The sequence below is a fragment of the Kribbella sp. NPDC056345 genome, assembly GCF_042262745.1.
Classification (GTDB): domain Bacteria; phylum Actinomycetota; class Actinomycetes; order Propionibacteriales; family Kribbellaceae; genus Kribbella.
Window position 1 is genome coordinate 192,170 of the sequence record NZ_JBHJQQ010000002.1, and the last position, 12,791, is coordinate 204,960.

General features: G+C 68.0%; 14 protein-coding genes and 1 tRNA gene. 2 read left to right on the forward strand and 13 right to left on the reverse strand.

Annotation, left to right across the window (positions count from 1 at the left end; genetic code table 11):
* Nucleotides 1-75 precede the first annotated feature (75 nt).
* The 3 genes from ACFCV3_RS06680 to ACFCV3_RS06690 form a co-directional block, all read right to left on the reverse strand.
* Nucleotides 76-2,004 (reverse strand): CocE/NonD family hydrolase, encoded by a 1,929-nt coding sequence (locus ACFCV3_RS06680; protein WP_376026812.1) that lies wholly within the window; start codon nt 2,002-2,004, stop codon nt 76-78.
* A gap of 165 nt (nt 2,005-2,169) precedes the next feature.
* Nucleotides 2,170-3,030 carry a hypothetical protein gene (locus ACFCV3_RS06685; protein ID WP_376026814.1) on the reverse strand — a complete coding sequence of 287 codons (861 nt, stop codon included), beginning with the start codon at nt 3,028-3,030 and terminating at the stop codon, nt 2,170-2,172.
* A gap of 1 nt (nt 3,031) precedes the next feature.
* Nucleotides 3,032-4,018, reverse strand: a complete 987-nt coding sequence (locus ACFCV3_RS06690; RefSeq protein WP_376026815.1) for an SPFH domain-containing protein — start codon at nt 4,016-4,018, stop codon at nt 3,032-3,034.
* 75 nt (nt 4,019-4,093) lie between these two features.
* On the opposite strand from ACFCV3_RS06690, the gene ACFCV3_RS06695 reads away from it, so the two are divergent.
* Nucleotides 4,094-4,789 (forward strand): NUDIX domain-containing protein, encoded by a 696-nt coding sequence (locus ACFCV3_RS06695; protein ID WP_376026817.1) that lies wholly within the window; start codon nt 4,094-4,096, stop codon nt 4,787-4,789.
* 81 nt (nt 4,790-4,870) lie between these two features.
* Here ACFCV3_RS06695 and ACFCV3_RS06700 read toward each other — a convergent pair whose 3' ends face one another.
* The gene (locus ACFCV3_RS06700; RefSeq protein WP_376026819.1) at nt 4,871-5,752 is read right to left on the reverse strand and encodes a carbohydrate kinase family protein; all 882 of its coding nucleotides are present in this window, start codon (nt 5,750-5,752) and stop codon (nt 4,871-4,873) included.
* An 87-nt stretch (nt 5,753-5,839) separates the two neighbouring features.
* Here ACFCV3_RS06700 and ACFCV3_RS06705 point away from each other — a divergent pair, with 87 nt between their 5' ends.
* Complete coding sequence (locus tag ACFCV3_RS06705; RefSeq protein ID WP_376026822.1) at nt 5,840-7,054, forward strand: alpha/beta hydrolase family protein; 1,215 nt, start codon at nt 5,840-5,842, stop codon at nt 7,052-7,054.
* Between the two features lie 189 nt (nt 7,055-7,243).
* On the opposite strand, the gene ACFCV3_RS06710 is transcribed toward ACFCV3_RS06705, so the two are convergent.
* The 9 genes from ACFCV3_RS06710 to ACFCV3_RS06750 all read right to left on the reverse strand — a co-directional run bounded on the left by ACFCV3_RS06710 (nt 7,244) and on the right by ACFCV3_RS06750 (nt 12,779).
* Nucleotides 7,244-7,873, reverse strand: a complete 630-nt coding sequence (locus ACFCV3_RS06710; RefSeq protein WP_376026824.1) for a CoA transferase subunit B — start codon at nt 7,871-7,873, stop codon at nt 7,244-7,246.
* Nucleotides 7,874-7,875: 2 nt separating this feature from the next.
* Nucleotides 7,876-8,637 carry a CoA transferase subunit A gene (locus tag ACFCV3_RS06715; RefSeq protein WP_132413459.1) on the reverse strand — a complete coding sequence of 254 codons (762 nt, stop codon included), beginning with the start codon at nt 8,635-8,637 and terminating at the stop codon, nt 7,876-7,878.
* A 10-nt stretch (nt 8,638-8,647) separates the two neighbouring features.
* Nucleotides 8,648-9,550 carry a hypothetical protein gene (locus tag ACFCV3_RS06720; RefSeq protein WP_376026825.1) on the reverse strand — a complete coding sequence of 301 codons (903 nt, stop codon included), beginning with the start codon at nt 9,548-9,550 and terminating at the stop codon, nt 8,648-8,650.
* A gap of 47 nt (nt 9,551-9,597) precedes the next feature.
* Entirely contained in the window at nt 9,598-10,299 is a 702-nt protein-coding gene (locus tag ACFCV3_RS06725; RefSeq protein WP_376026827.1) for a carbohydrate-binding family 9-like protein, read from the reverse strand.
* On the reverse strand, nt 10,292-10,684 hold the full coding sequence (locus ACFCV3_RS06730) for a hypothetical protein (RefSeq protein WP_376026828.1): 393 nt from the start codon (nt 10,682-10,684) through the stop codon (nt 10,292-10,294). Before ACFCV3_RS06730 ends, ACFCV3_RS06725 begins: the two co-directional genes overlap by 8 nt.
* Before the next feature lie 18 nt (nt 10,685-10,702).
* The gene (gene lipB / locus ACFCV3_RS06735) at nt 10,703-11,326 is read right to left on the reverse strand and encodes a lipoyl(octanoyl) transferase LipB (RefSeq protein WP_376026831.1); all 624 of its coding nucleotides are present in this window, start codon (nt 11,324-11,326) and stop codon (nt 10,703-10,705) included.
* Nucleotides 11,313-11,663 carry a hypothetical protein gene (locus ACFCV3_RS06740; RefSeq protein WP_376026832.1) on the reverse strand — a complete coding sequence of 117 codons (351 nt, stop codon included), beginning with the start codon at nt 11,661-11,663 and terminating at the stop codon, nt 11,313-11,315. The genes lipB and ACFCV3_RS06740 overlap by 14 nt, the downstream gene beginning before the upstream one ends.
* A 62-nt stretch (nt 11,664-11,725) precedes the next feature.
* Nucleotides 11,726-11,802 (reverse strand) — tRNA-Pro (locus ACFCV3_RS06745).
* A gap of 8 nt (nt 11,803-11,810) precedes the next feature.
* Nucleotides 11,811-12,779, reverse strand: a complete 969-nt coding sequence (locus ACFCV3_RS06750; protein WP_376026833.1) for a metallophosphoesterase — start codon at nt 12,777-12,779, stop codon at nt 11,811-11,813.
* Nucleotides 12,780-12,791 lie beyond the last annotated feature (12 nt).

Consider the following 12,791-nt stretch of genomic DNA (forward strand, 5'->3'; position numbering starts at 1 on the left):
GGCAAATCGGGGGTTCTACACCGTGGTTAACGGTGTAGAACCCCCGATTTCAGTGCCTAGCCAGCCAAATGGGGGTCAGCGGGAGGCTTCCACCATCTGCTCCATCAGCTTGACCGGGTCCTTCTCCGGCTCCGGCTGGGCCAGATCACTGGCCTGGACTCGGGCCTGCGGGGCTCCCGGGGTCGCCAGCGACTGGGTGTAGCCGGTGAGCGGGAGGGTCAGGTACGAGCGGGTCGGGTCCAGGGTGAGGGTGGCACCCGTGAACGGGATCGAGGGGTTGTCCGGCTCGACCGTCAGGACGAGGCCGAGGCGGTGACCGGCGCCGAAGACGACGTCGTCGGCGTTCAGCTCGAACGTCAGGTCGTACCACTTGCCCGACTTCAGCGACTCCTTGCGGTTCAGTGACTTGTAGTGCCCGACGTCGGCGAGCGTCCGGACGACGACGGCCGCGTCCGAGACCGCGGTGTTCACCTGGGTCTGGGCGTAGCAACCGGTGTCGAGGGTATTGCCGTCACCCCAGCAGACGCGGGTGTTCGGCACGTTCGTGACGTTCCTGAACCGGGTCGCCGTACCGTAGTCGACGATCCTCGCCTTGATGCCGGCCGCGGCCCGGTTCGACTGGACCCGGACCGTCACCTTGCCGGTCCCGCTGATCCGGACCGCCTTGTCCAGCGTGTCGCTGAGGAACACGGCACGGTTGGGCTTCGGCGTGGTCGGGTCCAGTACGACGGCGTCCGTGGACTCGTCGGCCGTCCCGGTGAAGCTGATCGGGTCGCCCGAGGCGGCCGCGATCGACAGTCCGCCGGCCTTGGCACCGGCCGCCTTGCCGAGGTTCAGCTTGGTCTGCCGGACACCGGCCGCCGGCCACTTGGCCTCGGTCGTGTAGCTGCCGTCCTCCCGCATGATGGTGGCCTGCGGTTGCTTCATCACGTCGTTCTTCAGGCCCTGCAGCCAGTAGTCGAACCACGGGTGCAACTGGTTCACGTACGCGTCCCGGAAGCTGAACCCGTCCAGGTGCACGCCCTGGTGCAGGAAGATCTTCCGCGGCACGTTGCGCTTGGCGATCTCGTCCCACCACTCGCCGTAGTGCCGGGTCTTCACGTTCTCGTCGTCCAGACCGTGGATCGCGAAGACGGAGGCGTGCACCTTACTCGCGTCCAGCCGGTAGTTCCGCGGGTCCCAGAACTTGCTGTAGCTACCGGTCCGGGTGTCGGAGTCCTGCTCGACTTCGTCGGTCAGCGCGACACAGCGCGGCGTCTTGTCGTTGCTGACGTAGTCGTACAGGAATTCCATGTACGCGTCGTAGAACGGCACCCCGAAGCTGCGGGTGTAGTCGTACCAGCTGGAGATCGCCGCGATCGGGACGATCGTCTCCAGGCCACGGACGCCGGTGCTGGCCACGGAGTTCGCGATCGTTCCGTTCCACGACGTACCGATCATGCCGGCCTTGCCGGTGGACCAGTCGGCCTTCGCCTTGCTGCCGTCCGGGTTGTAGCCGGGAACCCGGTTGTTCAGCCAGTCGATGACGGCCTTGGTGCCGAGCACCTCGAAGTCACCGCCGACGTCGGTACAGCCGGTGGACCGGTTCGTCCCCGGCATGTCGACGAACGCGACGGCGTACCCGCGCGGCACGAAGTAGTTGTCCAGCCAGGTGCCGTACACCTGCCGGATCCCGTTGGCGTCGAAGTAGGTGGCCGGGTCACCGGCGTAGTACGGCGACGCCTGGATGATGACCGGTACGTCGATCCCGGCCTGCGCGGCCTCACCCGGACGGATGATGTCCACGGTGATCTGGTCGGTGACGCCGTTCTCGTCGTTGTCCGTGTTCGGGACGTCGACCGCGATCCGCTCGTGGATCGCGTTGTCGTAGTCATAGGCGGCGACGGTCTGCGTCCCCTGAACGAACGGCTTGTCAGGTTTCGCGGTCGCTGTGATGGTGGCGGCCGGAATCAGTGCGGCCGCTGCGAGCAGGATCGTTCCGGTCCGGAACGGAGTTCTGCGCATGCGTGTCTCTCCCCTTTGGGCGGTGGGTCGAATCCACGACGGCCCTCCCCTCGAAAGGGCCGTGGTATCGGTCTGCACCTTAAGCACAGATGACCATCGTTGTCAGTACAGACTTCATCTCAGTCGGTCACCGGGCTTGCACGCACGGGTAATACTTCGGCCCGATCACACGACCAGGTGCAGTTTGACGGCGGCGACCCCGATCTCCAGCCGTTGGCCCCAGCTGATCGTCAGGGTGTCGGACTCCATGCCGTCACCGAAGACGACCAGGTCGGACTCGGCGGTGATGGTCAACGTGTCGGGCGCTTTCAGGAGGCCCTCGGTGTTGTCGGTGCCGGTCGCCGGTGACGGCCAGGCCTCGCGGACGAACCAGCACAGGGCGGGATCGATCGGTCCCGGCAGTGCGAGCGGGCTGCGGCGTTCCTGCCAGGCCGAGCGGCACCAGCCGGTCGAGCCGGTTCCGGTACCGACCAGGATCCCGGACGACGACTGCCGCTCCGAACCCAGCCAGTACCGCGCGGACTGGTGCGTCCGATGGCCGACGTACACCTCGTTGAGGGCGATCAGCTGCTGCCCGTCGTCGGTGGTCGCGGCGACCATGGTGCGCTCCGCGATCTCCCGTACGGCGAGGAGTTCGGTGATCGCGGTTGGTTCGTGCGGGACGAGGACGCCGGGGTTGCGGGCCGGCTCCGGGTTGATGCCGATGACCGGTTGGCTGTCCAGGTACTTGGCCACATTGGCGACCAGCCCGTCCTGGCCGACCGCGATCACCACGTCCTCCGGTCCGAAGACGAACCGGTCCAGATCGTTGCGCTCGGCAACAGTACGGCGCCAGTCCAGCGGAATGGCGGCGGAAACCTTGGCTAGTGCGTCCGTCTGGGCCTGGTGCCGTGCGTCCAGCTCGGCCAGGTCCCGGCCGCGGCCGGCCAGGAAGAAGCCGGCCTGCTGCCGGGTCCCGTGCCGGGCGATCAGCTCGGTGAGCTCGGTCGCCCGGTGCACGATCACCGCCCGTGGTGGCAGTGGCATGTCAGGCCGTCAGCTTGGTCAGCAGCGGGGTGAGCAGGTCTGGTGTCAGGTTCAGGGTGCCGATCTCCGGCAGTGCGCCCTGCTTGATCGCCAGCGCCAGGATCGTGCCCTGGTCCAGCTCCGCGTACGCCTCGAGCATCGCCTTCTCCGCTGCAGCCTCGGCCGCGCCGATCACCCGCTTGGCGTCCGCCTCGGACTCGGCCAGCGCACGCTGCCGGCTCGCGGCCGCCTGCGTCTCGATCTGACCGGCAGCCGCCGCCTCGGTGGCGCGCATGCGCTCGTTCTGCCCGCGCTGGTTGACCAGCTGCTCCTCGCGACGGGCGAGCTCGATCTGGTTCTGCAGTTCGTTCTCCGCGATCGAACGCTCGCGCTCGACGGCCATCGCGCGCCGTTCGTACGTCGCCTTGTCCGCAGCCTGCTGGACCATCTCCCGAGTGGGTGTCTGCAGGGCCTTCTCGACATCCCGCTCGGCCCGGACCGCGACCACCCGCACATCCTCGACACCGATCCCGAGCCCGGTGAGCCGCTGGTCCTCCCGCAGCCCGGCGCCGACCGCTCGCCGCAGCTGGGTCATGCCCTCGGAGAGCGCCTCGGTCAGGCTCATCCGGGCGAGCAGGTCGAGCGCGGTCTGCTGCGCGAGCTCGGTGAGTAGTCCACCGAGCTGCTCAAGCGGCGTGGACCGCCACAGGCCGGTGTCGGGGTCGATCCCGAAGTCCAGCCGGGTTGCGGCCAGTCCCGGATCGACCACGCGGTAGGTGACGGTCGCCTGGACTGCCACGTCCTGGAAGTCCTGCGTCCGCCCGTGGAACAGCAGCGGCTGCTCGCGGTCGTCGACCGGGATCTCGCTCAGCGAGGAGTTCAGCGCCCGGAACCAGAACGCCTGGCCGGCGCCGTCGTGGGCGACCTTCCCGTTGCGCAGGTGCCGCACGTGGGTGGTCGGGTTGGCCCGCAGGTGACTGATGAAGCGGAACCGCGTGATGTCTGCCATGTCTCTCCCTTGTCGTCACTTTGACGATAAGGGGTGCGTGACTTCTCGTCAAGGTGACGATTAGAGTGGTTCGTCATGGACTTCGTGCCGCTGGGCCTCGCCACCGACCTGGTCATCCTGACCGTCCGCGACGGCGCCCTGCAGGTGCTGCTGATCCGCCGCGGCATCGCGCCGTACCGGGGCCGCTGGGCCCTCCCGGGCGGCTTCGTCCGGGAGAACGAGGACCTGGAAGAGACCGCCCGCCGCGAACTGACCGAGGAAACCGGCCTGGCGACCGACCGCATCCACCTCGAACAGATAGCGACGTACGGCGCCCCTCGCCGGGACCCCCGCGGCCGAGTCGTCAGCGTCGCTTACCTGGCCCTCGTCCCCGACCTACCCACTCCGGTCGCCGGCACCGACGCCGAATCCGCCAGCTGGGTCCCCGCTTCGGACCTGCTCGCCGACCCGGCCCACCTGGCCTTCGACCACCACCAGATCCTCACCGACGCCGTCGAACGGGCCCGAGCCAAACTCGAGTACTCCCCGCTGGCCGCCGCCTTCTGTCCCGGTGAGTTCACCATCTCCGAACTCCGCACCATCTACGAAGCCGTCTGGGGCACCCCGCTCGACCCCCGCAACTTCCACCGCAAGGTGACGAAAACCCCCGGCTTCGTAGAACCTGTCGGCACCACCACAACCCGAGACGGCGGCCGCCCCGCCCAACTCTTCCACCGCGGCCCCGCCACCACCCTCCACCCACCAATGACCCGCACTAACGACAGCAGGTAGTCGCCCTCACCCCCTCCGGCGCCGCTCACGCACAGCGCCACCTCCCCGGATGAGGCCAGGACCTCCTGTCCTTCGTGCGGCCTAGGCGCGCTTGGCGAGCTCCTCGGCGGTGATGAGGTCGGTGTGGGTGCCGGGTGAGCCGCAGGCCCAGGCCCCGGCGATCGCGCCGGCCCGGGCGGCGTCGTACCAGCTGACTCCGTCCAGCCAGCGCGCCAGGAACGCCGCGACATAGGCATCCCCGGCGCCGTTCGTGTCGACGACCGGCCGGTCCGGGAGTTCGAGTGCCGGGATGTGCTTCGGCGGCTCACCGGGGAGATGCAGATAACTCCCATCAGCTCCGGCCAGTACGACGACCACCTGCGCGCGGCCGTGCCCAAAGATCCAACTCACCGCGTCGTCCGGTAACGCACTGGCCGACACGAACACGATGTCCGCTGCGGTCGCGAAATCCCGGTGGTAGTCGTTGCGCCCGTCCCAGTCGTGCAGGTCGGTCGAGATCGTCCGCTCCGCGGCGAGCGCGTCCGGTAGCGCGTGCCGAGCGAAATCCATGATCGACACATGCACGTGCCGGGCATGCGACATCCCCGGCCGCCACAGCTCCGGATCCACCCGCATCCCCGCCGGATGCCGCCCGTCGTAGAACGCCAGCCGCTCCCCGTCCGGGGTGACCAGGTTGACCGACCGCCGGGTCCCGTTCGGATGCTGCACGAAGTACAGCGGCATCTGCAGATCCCAGTACAACTGCCGGATCCGGAACCCCTCGTCGTCGTCCCCGATCACATCCGCCAGCCCCGCCGGCACCCCCAGCAGCTGACACCCCAGCGCAACCCCATGCCCCGTGTGCCCCACATACGTCTCGATCGGTTCGACCCACACCGTCTCCCGGTCACCCAGAGCCAACCCAGGCACCCGCACGATCGTGTCGACCCCAGCACCGCCCACCACCAACACTTCCAGCTCCACCCCACCCGTCATACCCGACTTTCGTCCACCCCAACAGATGCCTTCCGCCACTCGAAGCGCAGAGGGGTACGGCGAGAGCCTGGATACATGCTGACCAGACGAACTCTTTTCGGCGTCGGTGGCGCCGTCCTCCTCGCCCCTATCGCAACTCCCAGTACGGCGGTTGCCCAGTCGATCCCCCTGCGGTTTCCACGGCCGAGCGGGCCGTTCCGGGTCGGCACCACGGAGCTGCATCTGGTGGATTCTGGGCGGGCGGATCCGTGGGTTTCGGGGCGGCGGCGGGAGTTGATGGTGAGTGTTTGGTATCCGGCGCGTGGGGTGGGGGAGCGGGCCGTGTATCTGCCGCGCGGGACGGCTGAGGTTTTTGGGGAGGGGGCGGCGGGTGCGTTGCGGCAGCCGGTGGGGAGGGTGGACTGGGTGGGGGCTCGCAGTCACGGGCTGCTGATGGCTCCGGTACGGCGGGGGCGCTACCCCGTGGTCGTGTTCTCACCGGGGTTCGGCGTACCCAGGGGGCTGGCCTCGGTGATGGTTGCCGAGCTGGCGAGCCGGGGGTACGTCGTCGTGACCGTCGACCACACGTATGAGGTGGCGGCTGTCGAGTTCCCCGGCGGACGGTTGGCGGTGCAGACCCTGCCCGCCACCGGGTACGCGCTCACCGCCCGCACGACCCGAGTGGCCGACGTACGGTTCGTGCTCGACCAACTCACGAAGCTCGCCAACGGACACAACCCGGACGCCGAGCAGCGACGGCTCCCCGACGGGCTCGGCCAGATCCTCGACCTCCGCCACATCGGCGCCTTCGGGCACTCGGCCGGCGGGATCACCGCGGCTGACGTGATGGACGTCGACCGGCGGGTGGGCGCGGGGATCGACCTCGACGGCGAGCTCGGTTACGGCTACCCCGACCCGGTATCAGCACCGACCGTCAAGCACGGCACCGACCGACCGTTCCTGCTGTTCGGCACCGGCGGGACCGGGCCGGGCGGTGGGCCGATGAACCACCACACCGAGCCGTCCTGGCGGATGTTCTGGGAGAACTCGACCGGCTGGCAGCGCGACCTCAACTTCCCCGACGGGCGGCACTACAGCTTCGTCGACTACCAGGTACTGATCCCGTGGTTCCAGCGCTTCTTCACCGTCCCGCCGGAGCTGATCGCGAACACGATCGGCTCCGCCGACCCCGACGCCGTCCTACGCGCACTCCGCACCTACATCCCCGCGTTCTTCGACCAGCACCTGCGGCAGCGCCCGCAGTACGGGGTGTGGCGTCACGCCCTCCCCGAGACCACCTTTGTCAGCTGAGCTCAGGCAGTACTCCTTGGCCTCGGCATAAGGCCCGTCCGTCGGCAGCACAGAGCGCCGTACCTCCAGGTGCCGCATGCTGCGCAGTGCTCGATCCAGGTACTTCACGATCCGGCCTCCTTGAACTCGCTGACGAGTTCAAGGTTCGCCGTGTCGACTCCTCCGTCGCGTCCCCAGATCTAATGACTTCTACTGCTTGATCGGAGCCCCGGTCTTCTCCTGCAGCTCCTCAAAAGTCACACCGTCGGCCAGCTCGACCAGCCGGAGCCCGTCCTCGGTGACATCCAGTACGGCGAGATCCGTGATGATCCGGTCGACGACTCCGCGCCCGGTGTAGGGCAGGTCGCACTCGGTCAGGATCTTGTGCGAACCGTCCTTGGCGACGTGCTCCATCAGCACGATCACCTTCTTGGCACCGTGCACCAGGTCCATCGCGCCGCCCATCCCCTTGACCATCTTGCCGGGGATCATCCAGTTCGACAGGTCGCCGGTAGCCGAGACCTGCATCGCGCCCAGGATCGCCGCGTCGATCGCGCCGCCGCGGATCATCCCGAACGACAGCGACGAGTCGAAGAAGCTGGCCCCCGGCAACGTCGTCACGGTTTCCTTGCCGGCGTTGATCAGGTCCGGGTCCTCATCCCCGTCGGCCGGATACGGCCCGACACCGAGGATCCCGTTCTCCGACTGCAGTACGACGGTGACGCCGTCCGGGATGTAGTTCGGCACCAAGGTCGGCAGCCCGATCCCGAGGTTCACGTACGAACCGTCCTCGAGCTCGGCCGCGGCCCGCGCCGCCATCTGCTCACGCGTCAACGGCATGGTCACGCCTCCTTACGAGGTTGAACGGTGCGCTTCTCGATCCGCTTCTCAATGTCCTTGCCGACGGCAACCACTCGCTGGACGTAGACACCCGGCAGGTGGATCGAGTCCGGGTCCAGCTCACCAGGCTGGACCAGTTCTTCAACAGTCGCGATCGTCACTCTTCCGGCCATTGCGGCCAGCGGGTTGAAGTTCCGCGCACTCCGGTCGAAGACCAGGTTCCCGTGGGTGTCACCGCGCAGTGCGTGCACCAGCCCGAAGTCCGTGGTGATCGAGTCCTCCAGCACGTACGTCGTCCCGTTGATCTCGCGGGTCTCCTTCGGCGCCGAGGCTTTCGCCACCGTGCCGTCGGTGTTGTACTTCTGCGGCAGCCCGCCCTCCGCGACCTGGGTGCCGACCCCGGCCAGCGTGAAGAACGCCGCGATCCCGCAGCCGCCGGCCCGGAGCTTCTCGGCCAGCGTGCCCTGCGGGGTCAGCTCGACCTCCAGCTCACCGGACAGGAACTGCCGGGCGAACTCCTTGTTCTCCCCGACGTACGACGAGGTCATCTTCGCGATCCGCTTGTCCGCGAGCAGGATGCCCAGGCCCCAGTCGTCGACACCGCAGTTGTTCGACACCACGCTGAGCCCGCTCACCCCCTTGTCGTGCAGGGCGCTGATCAGGTGCATGGGATTGCCACACAGCCCGAAACCGCCGACCGCGAGGCTCGCGCCGTCCTCGATGTCGGCGACCGCGGCCTGCGGCGACTCGTAGGTCTTGTCCATGCCGACGACTCTAAGCGGTCGCCGACACCTGCTCTAGTGCCGCTAGCTCGTGACGCGCCTCATAGTGAGCGTCTTCCAAGTCAGGCAGTTCCAGTACGGCGCTCAGGTGCGCCTGCGCGGTCTGCGGATGCCCGCAGCACCGGGCAGCGCGGGCCAGCCCGAGGTGCGCCGCCGCAACGGTCTCTGGCAGCTCAGCGCGCTCGCCGAGCACCAGCGCCATGCTGTAGTCGTGGCGGGCAGCGTCCAGCTTCCCCTGCACTCGGTACAGGTCACCACGCCGGCACAGCAGTACGCCGACCTGTTCGTCGAGCCCGAGTCGTTCCGCCAGCTCGAGCGCCTCGGTGGTCAGCTCCAGCGGCGCACCTACCGACTGCTGGAGCGCGCTGAGCGCCAGGAACGTCCCCCAGTCGTCCTCAAGCATCCGGAACCGGCCCAGCGCCGTACGGAGGGCTTGTGCGGCCTCCTCCTCGGTAGCTCGGGTCAGTCCGGGGTAGCCGCGGCACAGCTCGACGGCGGCCCGCGCCCAGGCTTCACCGCTCTCGTTGCGCTTCAGCACGTCCTCGACGACCTCAGCCGGCTCGAACGGGCCGAAGACGAGACACCACAGCAGCACGGTCGCGGAGTACCGGAACGGTCCTGCCGTGGCGTCCACGATCTGCTGTGCCAGCTCGATCTGCTCCTGCTCCGCCGACGCGGCGCCGTGGATGACGGCGAGCAGGTACTCCTCGTCCAGCCCGACCGGGACCGTCCGGCCGAGCATGCTGAGGACCCGCTCGGCCGCTGCGGCCGCCTCGTCCTCCAGACCGCGTGACCACCAGTACCGCGAGTAACGGGCCACCAAGCGAAGTGCCGTTCTCAGATCTGTGTCGCAGGCGCGTTCGACCGCGCTGACGACCCCGCCCCCGAACTCCACGTAGCTCATTGTTACCGCTGCGCCCAAGTGACGCACAGCCGGGTGTGTCAGAAGCGCAGGACGCCCCACCGCGGTGGGTAGTGCATGTTGGCGACGTACTGCGGTGACCAGACCCAGAACTCGCTCTCGGCGCCCTTCACGTAGCTGTTGCCGGCGATCGCATGCGGCCACTGGCAACGCATCAGGTTCATCCGCCACTCGTCGCCGGGCTCCGGCGCGGCCGGCTTGGTCTTCGTCCACTCGGCGAGGTCCACCCACGGTACGGCGATCTCCACCGTCCAGCCCATGTCGGTGTCGGACGGGTCGTTCAGCGTGCCGTCGAGGTGGATCGCGGTGCGCAGACCCGGCAGGTTGGTCGGATCGATCGCCTCACCGCCCTCGTCGTACGGCTTGGTGAGGGTGAGCTCCCAGATCGTGCCGAGCGGGTTGATCTCGAACTCGTAGTAGTTCGCGCCGTCACCGTCGGGGTCGAGGAAGATCTCGAAGTTGTTCTCGAAGTACAGCCGGCTGTTGTGCTCGCTCATCGTCGCCCAGAGGTGCGGCTCCTCGAGCTTGCCGCCGACGTACAGGTAGTCGTCGTCGTACATCAGCTTCGCCTGGGTCCGGAACCGCGGGCCCGGGCCCTCGCCGAGGATCTGGACGAAGTCGGTCGTCCACGGCGCGAGCTCCCAGGCGGGATCGGTCAGCGTGCCGTCGAGGTTCGGGGCGGTCGGCGTCCGCGGGCAGTCGTAGACGGGCAGATCAGGCATCAGCGCGCTCCAGGAGGTGGGCGACCAGGTTGGCGAGCAGGAACGTGACGGCGGTGAGCACCGGGATGACGGCGAGCGTCCACGGCGAGGACAGGCTGCCGGTCAGGAAGGCCAGGACAACGGCCAGCATGAACGCGACGCCGAGGAACGCGACCAGCCGCGGATGCGGCATCGCGAGCCGGCTCAACGCGATCCCGCTGAGCACGATCGTCACGACGACGATCACCAGCAGCAGGGGCAGCCCGAGCGCACCGCAGTTCGCGCTGTCGCGGAAGCGCTCACAGCCCCGCTCACTGGCCCACACCAGGCCGATCGTCGCGAAGCCGCAGAGCAGCCCGACGACCGCCAGGATCAAGGGCGGCGGCAACGGTGGCTTGTCGTCCATAGCCGCACAGTAGCGGGCTCAGGCCGCCCCGAGGGAGTGTGCGATGGCATCCCGCACCGCCGCGTCGCTCGGCACCGGTACGCCGTTCTCCGCGGCGAGCTCGGCCAGCGAAACCATCGTCACGTCGTGCAGCCCACAGGTCGTGAACGTGTGAAACACCGACATGTCCGGGGCGACGTTCACCGAGAACCCGTGGCTGGTCACACCCTTGCGGATCCGCATCCCGATCGAGCACAACTTCCGCCCGTCCGCGGTCCACACCCCGACGAGGCTGCTCGCCCCCTTCGGCGTCTCCCGCCGTACCAGCGGGAAGCCGAGCGACCCGAGTGCCTCGACCAGCCCGTCCTCCACCCAGCGCACGACATCCACGACACCACGCCGCTTCACGTCGATCACCAGGTAACCGACCAGCTGTCCGGGTCCGTGGTACGTCGCAAACCCGCCGCGATCGACCGCCACCGTCTGAATCCCCTGAACGGGCAGATCACTCGGCACTGTCCGCGAGCCATATGTGATCACCGGCGGATGACTCAGCAGGAACAGCCGGTCCTCGGCTGCTCCGGTCTGCCGCTCCTCGACCCACTCCTGCATTTGCTTGCCCGCGACGTCGTACTCGACCTCACCCAGATCAACTCGCTGCACCCTGCAAGCGTAGGTCGGCGGCCCAGCGCCGGTTCGACAGCCAGACCAGGGGCAGGACGGCGACCGGCGCGACGAGCTTCACGTACGCCAGGATCGGCACCTGCCCGAGGATGCCGCCGAGGGGGAGGAGCAGCAGCAGAAGGATGCCGAAGATCTGCAGCGCCGGGCCGAGCGGCACCCGCCGGCGCCAATGTGCCGGCACCGCCGCCCACGGAGCGAACAGCAGCATCACGATGCGGAAGGCACTCCAGTCGTCGAGGAAGCTCAGCAGGATCGGTACGACGATCCACGCCACCCAGAGCCCGAGCACGATCGGCCCGACGACCCTTGGTTTCACGACCGGCACCTCCGCAGAAAAGACTGAGGGCCAGTCACCGGAGTGACTGACCCTGAATCTCGTGGTCGGGCTGACAGGATTTGAACCTGCGACCTCTTCGTCCCGAACGAAGCGCGCTACCAAGCTGCGCCACAGCCCGAATCGCCGTTAGCTTACATGCGCCGGGCGGCTGGACGAAATCGGGTTTACCCGCGGGACCAACGTGAGCAATGTCGCTTCCGGACGGCAGGCGAACCGGACCGGCGCGTACGGCGAAGTCCCGAGCCCGGCCGACACGTGGAGAGCCGCTTGGCGGTCGCTGCTGCCCCAGGTGGACAGGCCTTTGACACGGGAGGCGTCGAGGTCGCAGTTCGTCACCAGGGCGCCGTAGAACGGCACCGCGAGCTGACCGCCGTGGGTGTGACCGGCGAGCACCAGGGGATAGCCGTCGTCGACGAACGCGTTCAGCACCCGCTGGTACGGCGCGTGCGTGACCCCGATCGAGAGGTCGGCCGACGGGTCCACCTCGCCCGCGATCACGCCGTACCGATCGCGCTTGATGTGTGGGTCGTCGGTGCCGGCGAAGTCGAGGCGCAGACCGTTCACCTTGAGGCTGGTCTTCGCGTTGTTCAGGTCGGCCCAGCCGGCGTCGGTGAACGCGCGGCGCATCTCCTCGAACGGGAGATCGGGGCCATGCGGCTTGTGGCGCTGCTTGTTGGCGGGCAGCAGATACTTGCCCGGGTTCTTGAAGTGCGGCTTCCAGTAGTCGTTGGAGCCGAACACGAAGACACCAGGAAGATCGAGCAGATCACCGAGCGCACGCAGCAGCGGCGGCACCGAATCCTCATGCGACAGGTTGTCGCCGGTGTTCACGATCAGATCCGGCTCGAGCGCGGCCAGGTCGTTCACCCAGCCGATCTTCTTCGCCTGCGTCGGCATCAGGTGCAGGTCCGACAGATGCAGCACCTTCAACGGCGCCGCACCTTCGGCCAGCACCGGAACCGTCACCCTGCGCAGCGTGAACCACCGCACCTCGACCAGCGCCGCATACGCCACACACGCCGCCCCCACAGCCCCCACAGCCCCCACCGCAGCCGTGGCCTTCAGCGTCGTACCGGCAATCCTGCGCAAACTCATTTACCCAGCCTG

Excerpts from the sequence above, each read along its gene's own strand:
- ACFCV3_RS06680 (WP_376026812.1), bottom strand. The coding sequence starts at position 2,004 with ATGCGCAGAACTCCGTTCCGGACCGGAACGATCCTGCTCGCAGCGGCC.
- ACFCV3_RS06685 (WP_376026814.1), bottom strand. The coding sequence starts at position 3,030 with ATGCCACTGCCACCACGGGCGGTGATCGTGCACCGGGCGACCGAGCTC.
- ACFCV3_RS06690 (WP_376026815.1), bottom strand. The coding sequence starts at position 4,018 with ATGGCAGACATCACGCGGTTCCGCTTCATCAGTCACCTGCGGGCCAAC.
- ACFCV3_RS06695 (WP_376026817.1), top strand. The coding sequence starts at position 4,094 with ATGGACTTCGTGCCGCTGGGCCTCGCCACCGACCTGGTCATCCTGACC.
- ACFCV3_RS06705 (WP_376026822.1), top strand. The coding sequence starts at position 5,840 with ATGCTGACCAGACGAACTCTTTTCGGCGTCGGTGGCGCCGTCCTCCTC.
- ACFCV3_RS06710 (WP_376026824.1), bottom strand. The coding sequence starts at position 7,873 with ATGCCGTTGACGCGTGAGCAGATGGCGGCGCGGGCCGCGGCCGAGCTC.
- ACFCV3_RS06715 (WP_132413459.1), bottom strand. The coding sequence starts at position 8,637 with ATGGACAAGACCTACGAGTCGCCGCAGGCCGCGGTCGCCGACATCGAG.
- ACFCV3_RS06725 (WP_376026827.1), bottom strand. The coding sequence starts at position 10,299 with ATGCCTGATCTGCCCGTCTACGACTGCCCGCGGACGCCGACCGCCCCG.
- ACFCV3_RS06730 (WP_376026828.1), bottom strand. The coding sequence starts at position 10,684 with ATGGACGACAAGCCACCGTTGCCGCCGCCCTTGATCCTGGCGGTCGTC.
- ACFCV3_RS06750 (WP_376026833.1), bottom strand. The coding sequence starts at position 12,779 with ATGAGTTTGCGCAGGATTGCCGGTACGACGCTGAAGGCCACGGCTGCG.